A 21,032-nucleotide genomic window follows, 5' to 3' on the forward strand; every position below is an offset into this window, starting at 1 on the left:
GCGTCCCACGACACCGGCGAGCACTGCAAAAACACCTGCTCCGGACCGAACCGGCCGTACGACTGCCCACTCACCGTCGACACCAGATTCCGGTGGGTGGACAGGATGGGCTTGGGGCGGCCGGTGGAGCCCGAGGTGAACATCAGGCAGGCCGGGTCGTCGGGGGTGACGGGGAGGCCGGGGTTGCCGGGGCTGTGGGAGAGGAGTTCGCCGGGGGCCTCGGCGTGGGTCGTCCAGGGGCCTTCGAGGCGCCCGGCGAGGGCCGGGCGGGTGAGGAGGTGGCGGATGCCGGCGTCGCCGGCCGCCGCACGAAGGCGCTCGTCGGGGAAGTCGGGGTCGAGCAGGACGTGGGCGGCGCCGGTCTTCAGCACGGCGACGAGGGCGGTGGCGAAGCGGATGCCGCGTTCCAGCAGGACGCCCGCCAGGTCGCCGCGCCCCAGGCCGCGTGCGCTCAGGTGGCGGGCCCAGCGGTTGGCGGCGGCGTTGAGCTCGGCGTACGTCACCGTCCGCTCGCCGTCGACCAGCGCGGTCCGGTCGGGGAACCGGGCCGCCTGCTCCTCGAACCGCTCGACCAGCGAAGCATCACCCACGTCGGACACCGTCCCGGCCCACGGACCGGTCAGCAGGGCGTGTTCGGCCTCCGACAGCACCTCCAGGTCGGCGATCCGGCGTTCGGCCGGCCGGTCCGGGGCGAGGGCGGTGGCGAGGAACGCGGCGAAGCGGTCCTGGTGGGCGGCGACGGCATCGACGTCGACGCCCTCGACCGGGGTGTCGAAGTCGATCCGGAGACCGTGGTCGGTGCCGAGGTCGAGGACGGCGACGGCGAGGTCGTCCACCGGGCCGTTGCTGATGTTGTGGTTGAGGGTCGGCCGACCGCACACGGTGAGCTCCGCCTGGAAGCCCATGATGTTGAGGACGGGGGCGGCGATGCGGCGGGAGCCGTTGATGACGCCGGCATCCCGGCACAGATCCTCGTACCGGGTGAGCTGGTGGCGCAGTCCGTGCTTGATCTCGGCGGCGGTCGAGCGGACCAGGGTGCCGAGCGTGTCTCCGGGCCGGATCCGGAGCCGGAGCGGCACCACGTTCGACATCATGCCGGGCGTGCTGCGCGCCTGACGGGTCGTCCGGCCGGTCACGGGCAGGGCGACGACCAGCTCCTCGCGGCCCGTGGCCCGGTGCAGGTAGACCGAGAAGAGTGCCACGAGCAGGACGGACCAGGAGACCCGCGCGTCGCGGGCGACCGTCCGCAGCCGGTCGGCGTCCGCCGCGGGCACCCGTACGCTGCGGCGCGCGAAGGGCAGGCCGCCGTGTGCGGCGGGGGCCCGGCCGGCGCCCCGGACGAGGCCGGCGGGTGCGTCCGGGGCACCGGCGAGGTGTTCCCGCCAGGCGGCCAGGTCGGCGGCGGCCCGTTCGGAGTTCCGGTACGCGTCGTCCTCGGCCAGCAGGTCGACGAGGCTCCCGAACGGTGAGGCCCCCCAGGGTTCGCCCGCGACCGCCCGCTCGTACAGCTCGACCAGGCGGGCGAGCGCCATCGACGCGCCCACGCCGTCGACGACCAGGTGGTGGAAGCCGTAGAAGTAGAAGTACCGCTCCTCGCCCAGCTTGATCAGCGCGCAGCGGACCGGCGGGCGGTTCAGGTCGAAGGGGGCGGTGATCATGCCGTCGATCAGCCGCCGGGCCTCCGCCTCCGGGTCGTCCGCCCCGCTCACGTCGGTGAACGGGAGGGTGCGGTCGCCGGCGGCGTCGGCCGCTTCGACGAGCTGCCACGCCTGCTCGCCGTCGTCCTCGAAACCGCGGACGCGGAGGAAGTCGGCCTCCTCGACGAGTCGGCGCCAGGCCGCCGCCATCAGCTCCGGGTCGACCGGGCCGTTGATCTCGCGGTACTCGGCGACGTTGTACCTGATGCCGGTGGGGTCGAGGGCGTGTGCCGTCCAGATGTCACGCTGGGCCACCGAGAGCGGCAACCGGACGGCGGCCGGAGCGGGTGCGACGGGCGTGTCGAACGGCATGGAAAGCTCCTGGGAGGAAGGCGCGGCGGGCTTCGGGCGGGGCAGTGGCCATACAACCCGCGGGGGCGGACCCGGGGCGGCAGTTGGTCCGGCGGTACGCGAGCGGTTCGGCGGTGCGGCGGCAGTCAGGCGGCAGCGGTTCCGGCAGGAGTGGCGGCGCCGGCCGCCGTCACGGGTACGGGGGCGAGGCCCGCCGTCACGGGCACGGGGGTGAGACCCGCCGTCACGGGCACGGGGTGAGGTCCGTCGCGGATACGGCGGCGAGGGCCGTCGGGGTGGCCGGGGTGGTGAGGTCCGTCGGGGTGGCCGGGGTGGCGAGGGCCCATACGACGCACAGCACGCGGAACGCGGACCGGCCGCTGTCCGTACTGGACCGGATCACGCCGCCGACCAGCAGGTCCCGGACCGTGCGGCCGCACTGCGCCAGGGGCAGGCCGGTCAGCCGGACGATGTCCTCCAGGAGGAATTCGTCCCGCCCGGCGGCGCACAGCCCGGCGATCAGGCTCCGGTGCCCGGCGGGCAGCCCGGCCAGGGTCCGGCCGACGCCCTCCCGGAGGCGGGACCCGGACCGGCCGTCGGCCAGGTGGTCGAGCAGCGGGGCGGGGTCGGAGTCGACGATGCCGCGCAGGGTCGGCAGGTCGCAGAGGGTGAGCCAGGAGGCGGCCGCGGCGAGGGCGAGCGGGTGCCCGTCGAGGCGGTGGCAGATCCACGCGATGTCCGTCAGGGCCCGGTCGTCGGGGACGATGTCGGGGCGGACGTGACGGAGCCGGCTGAGGAAGAACCGGGTGGCGGGGGCATCGGGCCGGGCACCGCCGGACGGGACGGGCGCCTCCAGGGGGGCGAGGAGGAAGAGGCGTTCGCCGGGAACGTTCCAGGGCGTGTCGGAGGTGATGAGGAGGCGCAGTCCGGGCAGCTCGCGCAGCAGCCGGCCCAGCCGGTGGAAGTCGAGCGTCCCGGTGTCGGCGCCGTCGAGGACGAGGAGCGCCTCCCGGTCGCCCAACAGGCCCGTGAGGGCGGGCGGAACGCTCTCGGCCGGTCCGTCGCCCCGCAGGAAGCCGGCGCACTCGGCGGCCGGGACGCCGAGCGGGTCGTCGTCGGCCGGCAGGCAGTCGGCGACCGCTCCCGGGGCCGTGTGCCACAGCACGGGGAAACCGGCGGCGTGGAGTCCGGCCGCGGCCTCCAGGGCGAGTCTCGTCTTGCCGACGCCGCTCAGGCCCACGACGGTGATCAGCCGTTCGGTCCCGGAGCGCAGTTCCTCCGTGACGACGGCGGCCTCGGCCCGCCGCCCGATCAGCGGGTGCAGGGGTACGGGCGGTGCCGACCGCTCCGGGGACAGGTGCCGGGGGCCGCCGCTCCGGTGGCCGCGCCGTCCCGCGTCCTCCAGGGCGGCGCGGGCCCGGGGGCCCAGGCGCAGGGCGTCCGCGATGAGCCGGATCGTGTCCGTTCTCGGCCGTTGGGCCTTTCCCTTCTCCAGGTCGCGGATGGCCCGCACGCTGATGGTGGACAGGTCGGCCAGTTCGCGCTGGGTGAGGCCGATGCGGAGCCGGTGGTCGCGGATGAGCGTGCCGAGCGCGGCGGTGGCCGCGGCGCCGCCCTCCGGGGAAGGACTGGAAAGACTGGTCGTCGCCATGTGAAAGCCCCCACTGGTCGAGTCGGGGCGAGAACCCCGGCCGGTGGCCCGGGTCGGGCCGCCGGCCGGTGCGAGGGTCTCGCCGTCTTCTGCTCTCCATCGTGAGGACGGGGCTATCCGGGGGGCATCCCGTGGCTAACCCCCTGGTGGGAGCGGTGCGCGGCCCCCGGCGTCAGGGGGCGGCGCGCCCGTGAAAGCGGGGGCCGCGCCGCGATAGCGGAGTGATAGGACAGCGGGCGGTCCGGTGAATCCGGTCGTTCCTAACGTGGTGGTCACAAGGAAACGCCGCCCCGCCGAGAAGGAGAGTCCGATGTCGAAGACCACCGCCGCCCGCACCGCGCTCCGTACCCTCGCCGCCTCCGCGCTGATCGTGCTCGTGACCGGTGTCGGCGCCGGGACGAGCTGGGCGGACGAGCCGGCGGGCACGACGACGGCCTCTTACGGGAGCGGGACCGGGAACGAGGACGGGAGCGGGACCACCACCGGCGACACCACCGGCACCGGGACCACCGGCGGCACCACGGGCACGACCGGTCCCACCGACAACAACCCGTGGGACAACAACCCGTGGGACTGACCCGGTACGGGCGGACCGCCTCCGCGGTCCCGGCGCTCCCGGCGGCGGCCGTCCCCGGCCCCGGCCGGCTCCCGGCCCCGAAGTCCGCCCGACGTCACCCGGTTCCGAGCAATCGTTTCGCCTCCGCCAGCTCCCGCTCCATCCGCCGCTCGCGGAACACCTCGACGGCCGGCGCGAGCAGTTCCCGGGAACGTCCCGGCTCCTCCAGCAGCCGGGCGAGGTCCAGGCGCGCCAGCGCCCCGCCGCTCAGGTCCATGATCTCCTCCCGCGCGGCCACGGCGCGGTCGTAGAAGTCCCTGGCCCGGTCGGGGCGGCCCATCACCGCGAACGCGTGGCCGAGGTCGCGCAGCAGGTGGCCCTCGCCGATCACGTCGCCGGAGTCCCGGCAGAGTTCGAGCACTTCGGTGAAGGTCAGGACCGCCAGGTCGCTCCTGCCCTGTTCGAGGAGGAGTTGTCCGACGCGCCGCAGGGTCCGCGCCCTGCCACCGGTGTAGCCCACCTCCTCGTATATCCCCAGCGCTTCGTCCAGTTGGCTCTGCGCCTCCCCGACCGCGCCCTGGCGCATCCGGATGTGGGCGCTCTGGGTCAGGACGATCGCGCGGCCCACCACGTCACCGGCCCGGTCGAAGTCGGCCAGGGACCTGCGGTACAGCTCCAGGGCCGAGGCGTCGTCGCCGTTGGTGCGGGCGATGAGCGCCATGTCGCGCCGGCACAGGGCCTCGCCCATGGGCTCGTCGAGCGCCTGGAAGACGTCGAGCGCCGAGTTCAGCGCCTGGCGGGCGGTGTCGAACTGGTTCCGGCTCATGTAGAGCGAGCCGAGCGACGCCCGTACGGCGGCGGTGCCGCGCAGGTTGCCCGCCTTGCGGACCGCGCCCAGCGCCTTCAGGTGCGTCCGCTCCCACAGGTCGTAGTGGCCGCGCACCTCGAAGAGCGTGACGAGGGAGGTGGCGAGGTCCCAGCTGAGGTCGTGGAGCCCTTCGTCGGCGGCGTGCTCGACCATCCGGCACAGCGCGGTCTGTTCCGCGTCGAGCCAGTTCAGCGGATCGGCCACGACCTCCTCGACGTAGGAGGCGGGCGGTTCCCAGCGCGGGGCGTCGCCGTGCAGGACGGTGAAGTCGCCCCCGTACACCGTGCGGTGGGCCTGCTGGGCCAGGTGCATCCAGCCGCCCGCCATCCGGGCCAGTGCCTCCCGCCGCGTCTCCGGCGGATGGTGCGCCGCCAGTTGTTCCCGCGCGTACACCCGGATGATCTCGTGGAAGCGGTACCGGAAGCCGCCGGTCCGTTCGATCCCGTCGACGTCCAGCATCTGCACGTCGACGAGCGGTTCCATGAGATCCGAGGGTAAGGGGCGGTGGTCGTCGAGCAGGGCGCCCGCGAGCCAGCTGGGCAGGGTGGGCGTCTGGGCCATGCTGAGGAGCCGCAGCAGCCGCCGGTCGTCCGGACCGAGCCCTTCGTACGTGAGGGACAGGCTGGCCCGCATCGTCATCTCGCCGTGCGTCAGTTCGTCCAGCCGGTGCCGCTCGTTGGCCAGGCGCTGCACCATGGACGCGAGGGTCCAGTGCGGGCGTGCCGCGAGCCGGGCGGCCACGATCCGCAGGGCCAGCGGGAGCCGGCCGACCGTGCGGACCAGGGCCTCCGCCGCGGGCGCCTCCCCGGCGACCCGTTCCCGGCCGATGATCCGGGAGAGCAGTTCGAGGGCCCGGTCCTCGTCGAAGACGTCGAGCTCCACCCGGTGGGCGCCGGGGAGCGCGGTGAGGCGGGCCCGGCCCGTGACGAGGACGGCGCAGTCGCGGCTGCCGGGCAGCAGGGGCAGCACCTGGCCCTCGCCGGCCGCGTCGTCGAGGACCACGAGGACCCGGCGGGAGGCCAGCCGGGTGCGGTACATCTCGGCGCGCTCGTCCAGGGACTCCGGGATGAGCTGGCCGGGGATGCCGAGGGCCCGGAGGAAACGGCCGAGCACCTCGGCGGGGGCGGTCGGGGTGCCGGTGGTGCCGCGCAGGTCGCAGTAGAGCTGTCCGTCGGGGAATCCGGTCTCGGCCAGCGTGTGCGCGACGTGTACGGCGAGGGTCGACTTGCCGGTGCCGGGTTTGCCGGTGATGGCGGCGAGCCCCACCGTGGTGCGGCCCGTTCCCCCGGTCAGTGCCCGTTCCAGGCCGGCGACCCGGGCGTCGTCCGACACGAAGTCGGCGGCGGCGGCCGGGAGCTGGTGCGGAACGGTGTCCTGCCGTACGGACTCGGAGGCGGCGCCCGGCTCGGGGGCGGGGGCCGGGTCGGGCGCGGGGGCCGGATCGGGCGCGGGGTGCGGCCCGGAGCCGGGCGCGGGTCCCGCGGCCGCTGCCGGGAGGCCCGCGCCGCCGCCGTCCTCCGAAGCCCGCGCTCTCCCGTCCGCCACGGTCTCGCGCGGTGGCGTACCGCGCCCCTCCTCGCGGTCCGCGCCGGGCCCGTCGCCGGACGGTCCGGTCCTGTCGGGGGCCGCGTCGGCGGGCGGCCGGGCGGGGCCCGCGCCCGCCGGCGGCGGGAGCGCGCCGGCCAGGATCGCCGACTCCAGCTCACGGAGTTCCCTGCCGGGCTCCAGGCCCAGTTCCTCGGCGAGGATCCGCCGGCCCGTCCGGAACGCCTCCAGGGCCTCGGCCTGCCGCCCCGACCAGTACAGGGCCTGGATGAGCTGACCGCGCAGCTTCTCCCGCAGCGGGTGTTCGTGGGTGAGCATCTGCAGCTCCCCCACCAGCCGGTCGTAGCGGCCCAGTTCGAGTTCGAGCTGGATGCGGAACTCGACGGCGGTCAGCCGTTCCTCGTTCAGGCGGCGCGCCCGGTTCGCCAGCGGGCCGCTGTCCAGGCCGGACAGGCACTCGCCCTGCCAGAGCCTCACCGCGCTCCGCAGCAGGCGCACGGCCTGTTCGGGGGCGCCCTGTTCCTGCAGCCGCCGGGCGCGCAGCACGAGGCCGGTGAAGAGGGCCGCGTCCACGTTCTCCGCCTCGGTGTGCAGCACGTAGCCGGGGGGCCGGGTGGTGATCGTGGCCTCCCCGTCGGAGGCGGCCAGCAGTTTCCGCAGGCGCGACACGCAGATCTGCACCTGGGTGCGGGCGGTCTCCGGCGGGTTGTCCTCCCAGATGAGGTCCACCAGGTGGTGGGTGGCGACCACCCGGTTGGCGTCGAGGAGGAGGGCCGCGAGGATCACCTCCTGACGGCCCGGGGGCACCCGCAGGGGTCCGCCGGGGGCGTACACCTGGAGCGGTCCGAGGACCCTGAAGGGAAGGCGCGACGTGTCCGGGAGTTCCGGGTCTCCCTCTCCCACGACGTCAGCCACCGATTCCCCCACGAAAACAAATGAGTTGACCCTGGATACCCAAGTGGGGACAGTCTCCACACCCGCCCCCGGTCTGTCCATGCCGTGAAGATCCCGGTCGGAGACGTCGGAGATAGAGGGGTGATAACCCGGAGTTGGCGGCTCCCCCGAGAATTCTGTACCGAGAGCGAAAGGGGCTCAGCCGTTGAACCGCCACGATGACACGACCGCCGTCGGCCCGCCGGGGCCGGTCGACCTGGTCACCGCAGCAGGCGTCGACCATGTGCGTCTCGTCTACGACTACCTCGACGCCGGCGATCTGGACTCGTGCGCCTCCCTGCTGCACGACGGCGTGGTGTTCGAACTGCCGGGCATGCCGCCCGTCCGCGGCCGCACCGCGGTCCTGCGGGCCCGGCTCGGGCACACCGCGCCGAGCGGCCGTCACGAGATCGACCGCGTCGTCGCCCAGGACCGGAGCGTGGTGGCCACGGGCCGGTGCGTCGGCCCGGACGCCGGCGGGCGGGAGCTGCGCTTCGTCGACCTCTTCAGCATCACCGACGACGGCATGGTCCGCGCCTGCACCCGCTATTACCACGTGACGCCCTGAACGGCCCCGAGGGGGACGGAGGGAGAGCGGGCCGGGGCCGAAGCCCCGTTCCGCCACGTCCGGGCATCCCGGGCGTGCGTGGCCGCCACCGGGCCTCCGCGGGGCGGAACGGGGCTTCGGACGTGGTTACTTCGGGATGACGTGCCCGAGCCCGCGAGAGGCGAGAACGTCGTGGAACGGCTTCCAGACGGCCGGGTCGGCCAGGTTCGTGAACAGTCCGGTGCAGGTGTTCGTCTCACCGGTCACGAGGCCGTACGCGACCGCCTTGCCGTGTCCTTTCGTATCGAACAGGGGTCCCCCGCTGTCCCCGGGCGCCACCCGCGTCCCGGCGGTCCCCGCGCAGATGAACTCCTTGTCCCAGGTTCCCCCCTCGGTGTCGAACCTCTGGACGGGCAGCACGGCTTCCCGCAGACGGGTCGGCTTGGTCTCGTCGGCGAGGTCGGTCCGCCCCCAGCCGGCGACGCGCACCAGACGGCCCGGGCGCGGCTTCTCCCCCGCGGCGGGCAGGGCCGCCGGGGTCTGGGACACCGGGCTGTCGAGCACGATGAGCCCCAGGTCCGTGTTGGTCGTGGTGTCGAACCCGGGGTGGCTGTGGACGGAGAAGCGGTCGGCGGTCACCACCGTCCCTCCGGGAGCACGCGAGTCGGTCCGGCCGACGACCACCCGGATCGCCTCCCTGCCCTGTTCCGCGAACCTGGAGCAGTGCGCCGCGGTGGCCACGACGCGGCTGTCGATGAGCACCGCCCCGCAGTGGTGCGACCAGGTTCCGTCCTCGGCCCGCCTCTCGATCTGCACGACGAAGGGCCGCTGCCCGTCCGCGACCGGAGTCCCGCCGACCACGGCCGAGGCGGAGGGAGCCAGGGCGAGCACGCTGCCGAGCGTGCCGGCGCCCGCGAGCGAGACGGCCGTCAGTCGGTTTGTCGACCTGCGCACGAGTGACCTCATTCCTGTCCGCCCGGGGCACGCCCCGGGCGGACTTGTCCGGTGGACGACACGGGGGCGTCCTTTCCACCGCATCGTGGCCCCGCCGTCCGTCCGCCGGGCCTCGTCCCCGTCTCGGCCGTGTCTCGGCCTCCCCTCGACCGCGTCGCACCGCGAGGGCGGCGGCAGGAGGCCCTTCCCGCGCCGGAGGGCCGGCCGGACCACTCCGGGCCGGACGTCACTCCCTCCCCCGCCCGGTGGAGGGAGCGCCGTCCGCCCGGGGATGTACGGCCCCGGCGGCGGTCGCGACCGCAGGAGGACGCGGGCCCCGGGGCCGGGACCGTAGCGTCGCCGGCATGAACAAGTCGACCCGGGCGGCCACCGCCCTCCTCCTCGCCTGCGCGATCGCCTTACCCGCCGCGGCCACCGCCACCGCCGCTCCCGCTCCGCCGCCCGCCGCCGCGGACACCCAGGACCGGCCGGCCGACCGCATGCGGCTGCCGGCCCCCACCGGGCCGTACGGAGTGGGGAGTTCCGTCCTCCACCTCGTGGACCGCTCCCGCACCGACCCCTGGGTGCCCGGGGCCGACGGCCGGGAACTCATGGTCACCCTGCACTACCCCGCGGCCCGCCCCGCGACCGCCCGGCACACCCCGGGGCGCCCCGCCCCGTACGCCACCCGGGAAGAGGTCCGGCTGCTGCTGAAGGGGGTGCCGGTGGAGGACCCGGAGGCGGTACGGCGGGTGGCGTCGGCCCGTACGCACAGCGCGGTCGACGTGCGCCCCGCTCCGGGACGGCACCCGCTGGTGGTGCTCTCACCCGGCTTCGGCATGCCGCGGTTCACCCTCACCGGCCTCGCCGTGGACCTCGCCTCCCGGGGCTACGTCGTCGCCTCGCTCGACCACGCCTACGAGTCGTCCGGCACGTCGGTGCCGGGCGGGCGCACCCTGACCTGCGTCGCCTGCACCGTCATGGAGGAGAACGACTGGTCCCTGGGGCACCTGGTGACCGGGGTCCGGGCCGCCGACACCCGGTTCGTCCTGGACCGGTTGACCGGTCCCCGGCCCGTCTGGCGGTACGCGTCCTCCATCGACCGGACGCGGATCGGCATGGCCGGTCACTCGATCGGGGGCGCGAGCGCCGCCACCGCCATGGCCGCCGACGGGCGCATCGACGCCGGGGTGAACATGGACGGCTCGTTCTGGGACGCGCCGCCCGCCGACGGGCTCGGCGGACGCCCCTTCCTGTTCCTGGGGACCGACGAGTTCCACCGGCCGGGCGGCGGGGACACCTCCTGGGACACCACCTGGGCGGCCCTGGGCGGTGAGAAGCGCTGGCTGACCGTCGAGGGCTCCGGCCACCTCGCCTTCTCCGACGCGCCCGTGCTCCTGAGCCACCTCGGCCTTCCCGGCGACGCCCTCCCGGCGTCCCGGGCGGTGGCGGTCACCCGCGCGTACCTCGCCGCCTTCTTCGACGAACACCTGCGGGACAGGGACCAGCCGCTCCTCGACGGCCCGGACCCGGCCCACCCGGAAGTGCGGTTCCACCGTCCCTGAACCGGGGACGGACGACCGGACGTGGGACGGGCCCACCACCGGGTCCGTCCCGTACCGGACCCGGTCCGGCCCGTACCGCCGGCCCCGGCCCGTCCCCCATCCGACTCCGGTTCACACCTCCGGGTGAGGCGGGCGGCTTCGCACCGGACGGCGTCGCATGATCCCTAAGGTGAGCGTGCGAGCGGCCGACAGCCGCCCGGTCGGCACGTCTCATACACGGGAGCCCGCGTGGCGCAGCAGCACACGACCCTCCGCCAACGCCTCCGGTACCGGTTCGACAACCTGGTGGCGGGAGGGACCGCCGCGCTGATCGGATGGCTGACCCTGGCCTGTCTGGCCGTCGTCGTCCCGGCGAGCGCGGTTCTGGTCTGGGCCGACCGGAAAGCCCCGACCTCCCTGACCGGCCGGCTCCAGGCGGTGTGGGTCAGCGTCGGGCAGACGCTCAAGATCGGCGGCGCGGTCGGTTCCCCCCTCTACGTCCTGACCTCCGTGTCGCTCGCCCTGGTGGCCCTGCTGTTCGTGTCGACACTGGTCAGCCTGATCACCACGGGCATCGACCAGCGCATCAGGTCGCTCCGTCTGGGCCATTCCACGGTCCTGGAGGCCGGGCACACCGTCATCCTGGGCTGGTCCGACCAGATCTTCCCGGTCATCGCGGAGCTGGTCTGCGCCAACGCCAACCAGCGGCGGGCGGCCATCGCCGTTCTCGCCCCCCGGGACAAGGTGGGGATGGAGGAGGGAATCGCCACCCGCGTCACGGACCCCGGCACGACCCGGATCATCTGCCGCACCGGCCACCCCACCGACCCTCCGGTCCTGTCCAGGGTCAGCCCGCAGACCGCCAAGTCCGTGCTCGTCCTGCCGCCCGAGGACGAGGACGGTGACGCCCACGTGGTGAAGACCCTGCTCGCCCTCGGCGCGGTCGCTCCCGGCGACGGGAGGGCGGTGGTGGTCGCCGCCGTCCGCGACGCCCGCAACCACCTCACCGCCCGGCTGGCCGCCGGGCCGCGCGGACACGTGCTGTGCATCGACCACGTCGTCGCCCGGCTCCTCGTCCAGACCGCGCTCCAGCCGGGCCTCTCGCTCGTGTACCAGGAGCTGCTGGACTTCGAGGGCGACGAGTTCTACACCACCGCGGCGGGGGACCTGGCCGGACGCCCCTTCGGCGAGGCCCTGCTGGCGTTCACCACGTCGTCCGTGGTGGGTCTGCTGCACGCGGACGGCGTGGTCGCCCTCAATCCCGATCCCGGTTCCACGATCGGCGCGGACGACCGGATCCTCGTCATCACCCGGGACGACGACACGGCCGTACCGGAGGACGCGTCCGCCTGCGTCGACGAGGACGCGATCGTCGCCGCCCGCCCCCGGACGTCCGTCGCCGGGCGTCTGCTCCTGCTCGGCTGGAACCGGCGGGCGCCGCTCGTCGTGGAGCAGCTCGGCCAGTACGTGAGTCCCGGGACCGTCCTGGACGTCGTGGCCCGGGGCGACGACGCCGCCGTGGGCGACGCCGTCCGCGAGGTCCCGGCGCGGGAACACCTCGACGTCACCTTCCGCTGCGGGGACATCACCGATCCGCGGGTACTGGCCTCACTGGACGTGGTGTCGTACGACGGTGTGATCGTCATGGGCGACGCGGGCCTGCCGACGCGGACGCGGCGGGGCGCGGAGACGGAACCGGGGGCGGAATCGGGGGCGGACGACCGCACGCTGGTCACCCTGCTGCACCTGCGGGCGATCGGGGACGCCGCGTCCCGGGAGCTCGCCCTCACCACGGAGATGTCCGACGACGGCAACAGGCTGCTCGCACCCGTCCGGGCGGGCGCCGACTTCATCGTGAGCGGCAGGCTGATCAGCCTTCTCATGACGCAGATCTCGGAGAGCGGCTATCTCGCCGCGGTCTTCGAGGAGTTGTTCACCGCCGAGGGGAGCGAGTTCCACCTGAAGCCGGCCGGGGACTACGTCCGGCTCGACCGGGAGGTCTCCTTCGCCACCGCCGTGGAGTCGGCGCGCCGGCGCGGCGAGTGCGCCGTCGGGTACCGGCGGCGCGCGTCGGCCGCCACGGCCCCCGACTACGGCGTGCGGGTCAACCCCGACAAGAGGTGCCGGGTCCGGTTCGTCGCGGGCGACTGGCTGATCGTGCTGGCCGAGAGCTGACCCCGGCGGACCGGCGCGGTCCGCGTGCCGTGGGCCGGGCACGGTGTGCCCGGCCCACGGCCGCCCCTCACCCCGAGTGGACCTCCAGGGCGGCCCGTACGGCGGATTCGACGGCCCCCTCGATCCACGCGGGCTTGATCGAGGTGTGGCACCCGGCGAAGTGCAGGTTCCCCTCGGCCTCGCGGACGTGCGGGAAGAGTTCGGTGTGCTGGCCGGGCAGCAGCACGGACGCCTCGCCGTAGGCGTACGGGTCGCGCATCCAGGACTGGGTGCGTCCGACGCCGGTGTAGAAGACCTCGATCCGCTGCCCGAACACGTCCTGCACCCCGGCGAGGGCGCGGGGGTAGCGCTCCTCGTCGTCGAACGAGTCCCACTTCAGGGCGTCGTCGGACCAGCTGTAGGAGGCGAGGAGCACTCCGCCCGGGCTGCCTTCGACGGGGTGGGAGGGCTGGAACATGAAGCGGTTGGGGTTGTCGGTGACCGAGCCGCCGCCGATGACCCCGGCGGCCTCGGGCTGGTCGCGGGAGACCAGGCGCGTGGCGGCGTAGTGGACGCGCTGGGAGGCGGAGATGTGTCCCCGGGGCACGGAGGGGTGGGCGCCGAGCAGGCTGCCGTCCGTGGGGGTCTGCCCGAGCTGGTACTTCCGGTACAGGCCGGGCCGCACCGCTTCCAGCTCCCGTTTCCAGTCGGCTTCGTCGAACTCCCACCAGCGGCGGCTGAACTCCAGCAGCACCTTGGTGGCGGCGTCGTAGTGGAGTTCGGTGATCGCGCGCCGCTTGCCGTAGGAGAGCGCGGGGGTGACCGGGATGTGCCGCAGCCCGGAGAAGGGGACGGTGATGATCGCGGCGTCCCCGGTGAAGGTCTCGCGCTCCACGGGCCCGGGGCCCCGGCCCTCGGAGACGGTGTCGATGGTGATCCTGCCGTCGCCGTGCGCGATCCGCGTGGCGCGGCGGTCCAGCCGTACGAGGTCCTTGACCCGGTCGTAGAGGGCGTCGGCCAGGGTGGCGGTGCCGCCGGGCAGCTCGAAGAAGGCGGTGTCGGGGCTGATGAGCGAGGCCCCGATGAAGCTGTGCACGAAGGCCAGGTGGAGACGGGAGGTGAGGTTCTCGACGGTGCCGATCAGGTCGACGGTCCGCTCGTCGAGCCCCGCCACCTCCGTCAGGTACCGGAACATGGACATGTGGCCGTACCGCTGGAAGACGCGGGCCCAGCCCTCGACCAGTTCCCTGTCCTTCCTGCCCTCGATCTCCTTGCGGACGGGGGCGAAGGCGTCGCGCACGATCTGCGCCGCGGGAACGGATTCGTAGGCCGCCGGGACGCCGAAGGAGCGGTTGACGGCCTGCGGGCCGCGCGCGTAGTCGGCCCGGCGGACGCGGACGCCGTTGACGAGGATCCACGTGCGGTAGGCGGGACGGCCCGCCCCGTCGACGTCGACGAGGTGGAAGGGACGGCGTTCGAGGCCCAGGCTGTCGATCAGGCCGGTGACGAGCGGGTGGCTGCCGGGGATGCGCATGGCGCCGGCCTCGGCGTACTGCTTCGGGTCGGCGAAGGGCGCCGGGGCCTTCTCGTGCCCCCCGGTGCGGAAGGTCTTGATCCGGCCGCCCACCCGGTTGCCGTTGGCCTCGATGACGGTGACCCGGTGCCCGGCCCGGCGCAGCAGATGGGCGGCGACGAGCCCGGCGGGTCCGGCGCCGACGATCAGCACCTTGCGGCCCCGGCGGCCCCCTCCCCCGCTCGGCCGGGGCAGGCCCGTCCTCAGCAGGATGTCCGCGTAGCGCGGCACGAGGGGCAGGTCGTCGTCGTCCCGCACCAGGAGGGCCCGGGCGACGGTCAGGCAGGCGTCCCAGTCGGAAGGGGCGGCGGGACGGGGGGCCGCCGGGGAGGCCCCGGCACCGGGAGCGGTGACGGCGAGCGCACCGGCTCCCGCGGCGGCGCCGGCGATGACGGTACGGCGGGAGGGCCGCCGGACGGGCCCGGGTCCGGGATCGTCGGCGGGATCGGGGCTGGGAAGCGAGTGGGTGATCACGGATCAACTCTTCCGGTTCCACCGGCCGTCGGTGCCCAAAAGCCACCGGGGGAGGCAACTGGCACCCGGACGTGTGGCGCGCACGGCCCGTGACTGACGAACGGGCCTTCGTACGGGCGAGGGCGGGAACGGCCGTGGGCCCCGGCGCGGAGGGGGCCACGGGGTCCGGAGGCGGGTGAGGCTCGGGGCCGGTGAAGTCCGGGACCGTCCCGGCGCGTTCCTGAACCCCGCTTCCCCCTTCCGCTCCACCTCCACCTCCACTTCCACCCCCGAACGCGATATGGACGCCTCAGGCACGCCACATGTACGCGAGAAGCACGCCTCGCGGGGTAGGGTGCGCTCAGGAGGTCCTCCCATGTCCGAGTTGTTCGACGCGGTCGACGCGCTGCTCGCGTCCCGCGCCGCGCTGCCGCCGCCCGAGGAGCGCAAACGCCTGCGGCAGGCCCATGCCCTGACGGTCGACGAGGTCGCGGTCGCGCTGAAGGTGCGCCGGGCCACGGTCACCAGCTGGGAGGCGGGCCGGACCGAGCCGCGCCCGCCCGAACGCGACGCGTACGCGCGCCTCCTGGACGGACTCGCCAAGCTCTATCCCGCCCCCGCCGGTGACACCGGCCCGGACGAGACCGCGGCCGTTCCGGCGCCCCCCGGCGCCGTGACCGCCCCGGAGACGTCCACCGGCACGGTCGCCCCCGCGCCGGACGCACGGACCGTCCCCGCGGAGCCGGCCCCGCGGACGGCGGACATGACCGGACGCGGCGCCGTCCCGGCCGCCCCCGCCCCCCTCTCCTCCGGCGGCCCGGCCGCCGGGCAGGCGTCGGCGCGCCCGGCCGGGGACGCGGCGCCTGCACGGCGGGACGCGGCGCCGGGGGCGTCCCCGGCGGTCGCCGCCGCGCCGGACGGGGCCGACCCCCGGTTCGTCAACGGGCCGCTGGCGGTCGTCGACGCCGACGGGGCCGGGCGGGTGCTGGCGTACTGCACCGGCGGCCTGGTCCTGGACGTGCCCGCCAAGTCCCTGCCCTCACTGGTGGAGTGGACCCTGGAGGAGGCCCGGCTCGGGCAGCCGAAGCTGTCCGGACCCGGCCGGCCGGCCGATCCCCTCCTCGTCCTCACCGCCGCCGCGTGCGAGCGCTACGGCCTGCCGGCCGCGCTCACCGACGCGGAGCGGAACGCCGGACGGCTCCCGGAGGGCCACAAGGCCGTCAAGCAGCTCGCGCGCGCCGACTGGAAGCTGACCAAGCGCGGTCTCGGACCGTGGGCCCGGATCTACCGGCCCGTCCAGGGAACGGAACGACGGTGCGTGCAGCTGTGCCTCCCGTCGTGGAACGCGCTCGACACCCGGCACTGGGGTCACGCCGCCACGCTGCCGCCGGCGGAACTCGCCCGGGTCCTGGGCACGTACGCGTCACGGGTGATGACGCCGCGCGGCTCGACGGCCGTGACCGGTCTGGAGCTGATGACCGCGCTGCACCCGCCGACCCGTGCCGTGCGCGACCCGGAGACCGGTGTGCTGCGGCAGGCCGACGGGAAGAACCCCGGCTCCCTGGGCAAGGACCCCGTGGACCCGGCGCCGTGCGAGGCCCCCGACGGTCACCCCGTCCTCGCCGGTCTGCCGCGCTTCCACGTCCGCGGCCCGGCCGAGAAGCTCTTCGAGGAGGCGTACGACTGGGCGCGGCCGATGACGGACGAGGAGTGCACGCGCCGGTTCCTGGTCGGCGTCGACGTCAACATGGCCTTCGCGGCCGGTGCCAACGGCCTGGTCGTCGGCCTTGGCGCGCCGACGCGCGTCAAGGCGCCGGTGTTCGACCCGAAGCTGCCCGGTTCCTGGCTCGTGGACCTCTCCCACGTCGACCTGTCGAAGGTGAAGGTCGGCAAGGACAGGTGGGCCGAGCTGGACGGTGAGCTGCTGCCGAGCCCGTTCACACCGAGCGGCGAGCGTCCCGGGGGGCCCGCCTGGTACGCCACCCCCACCGTCGCCTACGCGGTCGAGCTCGGCTACGAGGTGCGTCCGGTCGAGGCGTACGTCCGCCATGACAACGGGCGTTATCTCGACGGCTGGTACACCCGCCTCCGGGACGCCTATCTCGCCACGATGGCCGACCTCGGCGTCCACACCGACACCGGCCCGGAGCGGTTCCTCGCCGAGATGGAGGGCTACAGGGACCGCGACCCGGACCTCGCGCTCGTCGTCTCCGCCGTCAAGGCGACGGTGAAGGGCGGCATCGGCAAACTCCGTGAACGGCCCCGGGGCGAGGGCTGGCGGCCGGGCGAGCCGTGGCGCGCCCTGTCCCGGCCCACCTGGCGGCCGGACATCCGTGCGGCCGTCATCTCCCGCACCCGGGTCAACCTGCACCGCAAGATGGTCCGGCACGCCGCGTTCACCGGCCGGTACCCCGTCGCGGTCCTGTCGGACTGCGTCGTCTACGCCGCCGACGGCGAGAGCCCGCTGGACTTCCTGCCCCACCGGGACGGCAAGGCCCTGCCGGGCGGGTTCAAGCTCGGCGTGAACCCGGGCCTGGTCAAGCACGAGGGGACCCAGACGGTCCTGTGGGGCGAAGGGGTGCGGGAGCGGTTCCGGGCGCCCGAGCTGAACCTGGCCCGGTACATCAAGGACGGCACCGTCACCGACGCCGACAACGGAGAGTAGGGAAAAGGGCGATGGGTCTGATCGGCGACAGCCTGGACGAGGCGGTGCACCAGGCGTTCACCCGCCCCGTCCCGAAGTCGGCCGGCGCGCAGATGCGCTACCTGGTCAAGCGGCTCGGCGGCACCAAGGACGCCGCCCGGCTGCTGCGGGTCTCCCGGCGCACCGTCGAACGGTACGTGAAGGACCAGATCAAGAAGCCCCGTCCGGACCTCGCCGCGCGTCTGGAACGCGAGGTGAAGGCACGGTGGCAGCCGCAGATCAGGGCCGGGGCCCGCAGGAGGGCGGCCACCACCGACGGCATCGTCATCGACACCCGCGCCCGCATGGGCTACACCGCCCCGGTCGGCTCCACCGACCAGGACCGCGTCCGCCATCTGACCGTCGCCCTGCCGCCCGTCCACGCCGCCCGTCTCTTCGAGGCCCAGGACGCCGGTGCGAGCGACGACCGGCTCCGGCAGATCGCGGCCGAGGCGCTCAGGGAGGTCTACTTCCAGGACGGGGGCAGGCGGGCCGGGACCCTGGAGGAGGTCCGCTTCACCGACATCCAGCACCTGGAGTTCGGCCTGTAGCCCCGTGGCGCCGGCACCGGAGCGCGGACCGGTGTGACTGAGCGCTTCAGGTGGCGGAGGAGCACGTGAGGGGGCGGGTCGAGTGCTTCAGATGGCGGGGACAGGCGCGACGCCGGTCAGCTCCGTGCTCGCCTCCCACAGCCGACGTGCCGTTTCGGCGTCCTCCAACTGGGCCCACAGCCGCTCGCGGTGCGGCCGGCCGCGCAGCCCGAAGACGCGCGGGCCCCACAATTCGCCCCCGGCGATCCGGAGGTCGAGCACCGCCCGGACCGCGGGCCGGGCACCCGCGTGCTTGCCCTGGAGAACAAGTGCGGCGGCCGTCCCACGCAGCGCCGTCCCGGCCTTGCGTACGTGGACCGGCGGCCGCGACGGGGTGAGCGAGTCCAGCGCACCGCCGGGATGGACCACCACGCTCGACACCGTGCTGCCCACGGCCCGCAGGCGGCGGTCGAGTTCCAGGCCGAAGTACATCTGGGCCAGCTTCGACCGGCCGTAGGTGCGCTTGGCCCGGTAGTCGGCCCGGGACTGCAGATCGTCCAGGTCGAGCCGCTCGGACTTGGCGGCGAAGCTGCCGACGGTCACGACGCGGGCGCTCGGCGCGGCCTCCAGCAGCGGCAGCAGCCAGTGGGTGAGCGCGAAGTGCCCGAGGTGGTTCGTTCCGAAATGCATCTCATTGCCGTCCCGCGTCTCCCTTCGCTCCAGCCCTTCGAGGAGGACGCCGGCGTTGTGAACCACCGCGTCGAGGCGCTCCACCTCCAGGGAATCCGCGGTTCCCCGCAGCGAGCCGAGGTCGGCGAGGTCCAGGCCCACCGAACGCACCCGCGCACCGGGCACCCGCGCGCGGATCGCTTCCACGGCGGCCTCGGCCCGCTCGGCGCTCCGGCTGCCCAGCACCACCGTGGCGCCGGTACCGGCCAACTGCTCGGCGGTGAAATACCCGATACCTGCGTTGCCGCCGGTGACCAGATACACCCGGTCGGCGGCGGAAGGGATCTGAGACATGGGGGAACTCCCGTGAGGTGCGACGGCGGCTCCCGGCGGAGCAACCCGGCGCCCACGCTGCCACTGGCCTCCGACATGTCACCGACAACCATCCGACAGGGCGGAGCCGGCTGCGCGTTCACGCGCGGCCGCACGACCACCGAAGACCACCAGCCACGACGGCGACTGCTTGATCCGCGACACAGGACATACCGGTGGGCCCGAGTTCGTGTCCGTACATGGAGGGGGAGGCCCAGGCGGCGTCGGGCAGTGATGGCGGCATGAAGCCGGTCGGCCCGTCATCGTCGGCGAGCTCCCACAGCCAGTTATTCTCCCCGGCCGCGGTCAGCGGCCACCGGGCCGTCACCAGAGCAGCGGATGCCTCGTTCATCCGTTCGGAGTCTCGCCCACCGCGGCGAGTGCCGGGATCCCTTCCCAGCCTCAACCGTCTTCCCGGCACCCTTGACAGACATGATCGGAAATCAGTCACAGCGGGGGCCCGAGCCGGAGCGCGGCAGGTGTCACGGAGGCAGGCTCGTTGCCACCGGGGGAAACCGAGCGCCCCACTCCGGCGAGTGGATGTTCGGGGCGGCGAGGTCGAGTGGCAGGTCCGACGGGCGGCAAGCACGCGAGGCTCCTGGCGGTCACGGGTGGCCCTGGTGGAGAACCCGTCCACCAGGAGCTTCGCCGTCGCGCGGGCACGTCCGGCTCCCGGTCAGCACCGCCTGTCTGGAAAGAGCTCAATGGGGCGGGCAACTCCCACCCCTGATCAGCGGGTTCATGGCGACACACCACGACACCACGATCCATGACCCATGACCTGGTGGTCTTTGAAGACGATCTCTAGGACCTGGCCCACATCGGTTGCCCCTGCCCGGAACGGCGAGGCCGCCATCGGGATACTCCCGGTGGCGGCCTCCGCCCCGTGCGCCTGCTCCGTGGGAGGCGGGCCCGGCCGGGCGCTGTGTGGGCGGCCGGGCCGGGCTCCCTTCCGGAGGTGCCCGCGGGTCAGGACTCGGATGTCACGGTGAGGGGGAACTGCATCAGTTGTGCGACCGCCCGGCCGGGTTCGCCGGCGGGGGCGAAGTCCACCGGGGCCTGGAGCTGGTAAACGGCGCCCTGCGGGGGGAAGGCGGTGAGCTTGTCGACGCCGATGACCGCGGGCTTGGTGTTCGTCAGGACCAGCGGCGCGCCGCCGCCCGGGGGCCGCTCGATGGTGAGGGTGAAGTCGTGGTAGGTGGTGTGGCGGTAGGTCGGCGGCCTCTCACCGGTGATTTCGAGGAGGCCGAGGGGGGGCTCGTCTTCCCCGTCCTGTTCCAGAGTGACCCTGCCCAGCACCGGGGAGTCGGCACTGTACATCACACCGATGTTCTTCATCCGCGCGCTGCCGAGACCCTCGGTGGTTTTCGCCTCGACGCGCTGCCTCATCGCTCCGCGGAAGTCCAGATTGACGAGGCCCAGCCCGTTCACCTGCAACGGCACGTCCGCCGCGTGGCCGAAGTACGCCATCTCCCGACCGGTCGGTGGGAGCGATTCATAAACTGAAGCCATCGGGAACACCTCCAGGACACGGCACCCCACCCCGGGCGGGGCGCGCATGCCGTCGGTATGACGCAGCGCACGTTATCGAGAAGCACGGCACCGCCCGGGCCTCCTCGGCCACCGGTCACCCGAACGGGTGCCCCGGAGCGGCCCCGCACCCACGGCCCCACCGTTCCGCCGCCGGGAGGAGACAGGCCGGCGGCCCGTCCCCGCAGTGCAGCGGGCCCGCGGGGCGGAGGCACTGGCCTGGGGGGAGTGATCAGACTGCCGGGGCCGGAGAAGCAGGCCCCGGGCGGACGCGGCCTCGAAGCCGTCGGCGTCGAAGTCGTGGATTACGTCGCGGATCCGGTCCGGGCCGGTGAACGTGGCCTGGGCGATCTTCACCACGGGCATGCCCTGCGCGGACAGCGGCACCGTCTGGACCCGCGGCCAGGTCACCACCGCCCCGGCGCCCCGGCGGGCGATCCTCAGCAAACGCCTGCCCTCACGTCGTTGATCTCACGGACCCCCACGCGTTCAGCCACGTGATC

The 21,032-nt window shown here is 74.1% G+C and carries 14 protein-coding genes and 1 pseudogene; 6 read left to right on the top strand and 9 right to left on the bottom strand.

From position 1 onward, the window contains the following. A partial coding sequence (locus tag ACZ6AQ_RS28190) for a condensation domain-containing protein (protein ID WP_468763513.1) occupies positions 1–2,009 on the bottom strand: 2,009 nt, incomplete at its 3' end. A gap of 223 nt (positions 2,010–2,232) precedes the next feature. After that, positions 2,233–3,639 carry a helix-turn-helix domain-containing protein gene (locus tag ACZ6AQ_RS28195; RefSeq protein WP_468763515.1) on the bottom strand — a complete coding sequence of 469 codons (1,407 nt, stop codon included), beginning with the start codon at positions 3,637–3,639 and terminating at the stop codon, positions 2,233–2,235. A gap of 310 nt (positions 3,640–3,949) precedes the next feature. On the opposite strand from ACZ6AQ_RS28195, the gene ACZ6AQ_RS28200 reads away from it, so the two are divergent. Continuing rightward, entirely contained in the window at positions 3,950–4,216 is a 267-nt protein-coding gene (locus tag ACZ6AQ_RS28200; protein ID WP_468763517.1) for a hypothetical protein, read from the top strand. A gap of 94 nt (positions 4,217–4,310) precedes the next feature. Here the strand turns inward: ACZ6AQ_RS28200 and ACZ6AQ_RS28205 are convergent, their stop codons facing one another. Continuing rightward, complete coding sequence (locus ACZ6AQ_RS28205) at positions 4,311–7,511, bottom strand: AfsR/SARP family transcriptional regulator (RefSeq protein WP_468763563.1); 3,201 nt, start codon at positions 7,509–7,511, stop codon at positions 4,311–4,313. 196 nt (positions 7,512–7,707) lie between these two features. On the opposite strand from ACZ6AQ_RS28205, the gene ACZ6AQ_RS28210 reads away from it, so the two are divergent. Then, entirely contained in the window at positions 7,708–8,109 is a 402-nt protein-coding gene (locus tag ACZ6AQ_RS28210; protein ID WP_468763519.1) for a nuclear transport factor 2 family protein, read from the top strand. Positions 8,110–8,235: 126 nt separating this feature from the next. On the opposite strand, the gene ACZ6AQ_RS28215 is transcribed toward ACZ6AQ_RS28210, so the two are convergent. Beyond that, a complete protein-coding gene (locus ACZ6AQ_RS28215) occupies positions 8,236–9,042 on the bottom strand; it encodes a S1 family peptidase (protein WP_468763520.1) in 807 nt (268 codons plus the stop codon). A 344-nt stretch (positions 9,043–9,386) separates the two neighbouring features. Between ACZ6AQ_RS28215 and ACZ6AQ_RS28220 the strand changes: the two genes are divergently transcribed. Beyond that, positions 9,387–10,586 carry an alpha/beta hydrolase family protein gene (locus ACZ6AQ_RS28220; RefSeq protein ID WP_468763522.1) on the top strand — a complete coding sequence of 400 codons (1,200 nt, stop codon included), beginning with the start codon at positions 9,387–9,389 and terminating at the stop codon, positions 10,584–10,586. A gap of 228 nt (positions 10,587–10,814) precedes the next feature. Next, positions 10,815–12,740, top strand: a complete 1,926-nt coding sequence (locus ACZ6AQ_RS28225) for a CASTOR/POLLUX-related putative ion channel (protein ID WP_468763524.1) — start codon at positions 10,815–10,817, stop codon at positions 12,738–12,740. A gap of 67 nt (positions 12,741–12,807) precedes the next feature. On the opposite strand, the gene ACZ6AQ_RS28230 is transcribed toward ACZ6AQ_RS28225, so the two are convergent. Beyond that, entirely contained in the window at positions 12,808–14,682 is a 1,875-nt protein-coding gene (locus ACZ6AQ_RS28230) for a flavin monoamine oxidase family protein (protein WP_468763565.1), read from the bottom strand. Between the two features lie 439 nt (positions 14,683–15,121). On the opposite strand from ACZ6AQ_RS28230, the gene tap reads away from it, so the two are divergent. Next, complete coding sequence (tap, locus tag ACZ6AQ_RS28235) at positions 15,122–17,410, top strand: telomere-associated protein Tap (RefSeq protein ID WP_468763526.1); 2,289 nt, start codon at positions 15,122–15,124, stop codon at positions 17,408–17,410. Positions 17,411–17,421: 11 nt separating this feature from the next. Next, positions 17,422–17,979, top strand: coding sequence for a telomere-protecting terminal protein Tpg (gene tpg / locus ACZ6AQ_RS28240; protein ID WP_468763527.1), 558 nt, complete (start codon positions 17,422–17,424; stop codon positions 17,977–17,979). Between the two features lie 87 nt (positions 17,980–18,066). Here tpg and ACZ6AQ_RS28245 read toward each other — a convergent pair whose 3' ends face one another. The 4 genes and pseudogenes from ACZ6AQ_RS28245 to ACZ6AQ_RS28260 form a co-directional block, all read right to left on the bottom strand. Then, positions 18,067–18,981 (bottom strand): SDR family NAD(P)-dependent oxidoreductase, encoded by a 915-nt coding sequence (locus tag ACZ6AQ_RS28245; RefSeq protein WP_468763529.1) that lies wholly within the window; start codon positions 18,979–18,981, stop codon positions 18,067–18,069. 118 nt (positions 18,982–19,099) lie between these two features. Further along, positions 19,100–19,351: a hypothetical protein gene (locus ACZ6AQ_RS28250; RefSeq protein WP_468763531.1), complete on the bottom strand. Its 252-nt coding sequence runs from the start codon at positions 19,349–19,351 to the stop codon at positions 19,100–19,102. A 617-nt stretch (positions 19,352–19,968) separates the two neighbouring features. Continuing rightward, complete coding sequence (locus ACZ6AQ_RS28255; RefSeq protein WP_468763533.1) at positions 19,969–20,511, bottom strand: hypothetical protein; 543 nt, start codon at positions 20,509–20,511, stop codon at positions 19,969–19,971. A gap of 291 nt (positions 20,512–20,802) precedes the next feature. After that, positions 20,803–21,026, bottom strand: a pseudogene (locus tag ACZ6AQ_RS28260) (IS630 family transposase); the annotation flags it as partial. Positions 21,027–21,032: the final 6 nt, after the last annotated feature.

The sequence above is a fragment of the Streptomyces sp. NPDC041191 genome, from assembly GCF_055591945.1.

Excerpts from the sequence above, each read along its gene's own strand:
- ACZ6AQ_RS28255 (WP_468763533.1), bottom strand. The coding sequence starts at position 20,511 with ATGGCTTCAGTTTATGAATCGCTCCCACCGACCGGTCGGGAGATGGCG.
- tap (WP_468763526.1), top strand. The coding sequence starts at position 15,122 with ATGTCCGAGTTGTTCGACGCGGTCGACGCGCTGCTCGCGTCCCGCGCC.
- ACZ6AQ_RS28245 (WP_468763529.1), bottom strand. The coding sequence starts at position 18,981 with ATGTCTCAGATCCCTTCCGCCGCCGACCGGGTGTATCTGGTCACCGGC.
- ACZ6AQ_RS28200 (WP_468763517.1), top strand. The coding sequence starts at position 3,950 with ATGTCGAAGACCACCGCCGCCCGCACCGCGCTCCGTACCCTCGCCGCC.
- ACZ6AQ_RS28250 (WP_468763531.1), bottom strand. The coding sequence starts at position 19,351 with ATGAACGAGGCATCCGCTGCTCTGGTGACGGCCCGGTGGCCGCTGACC.
- tpg (WP_468763527.1), top strand. The coding sequence starts at position 17,422 with ATGGGTCTGATCGGCGACAGCCTGGACGAGGCGGTGCACCAGGCGTTC.
- ACZ6AQ_RS28195 (WP_468763515.1), bottom strand. The coding sequence starts at position 3,639 with ATGGCGACGACCAGTCTTTCCAGTCCTTCCCCGGAGGGCGGCGCCGCG.
- ACZ6AQ_RS28220 (WP_468763522.1), top strand. The coding sequence starts at position 9,387 with ATGAACAAGTCGACCCGGGCGGCCACCGCCCTCCTCCTCGCCTGCGCG.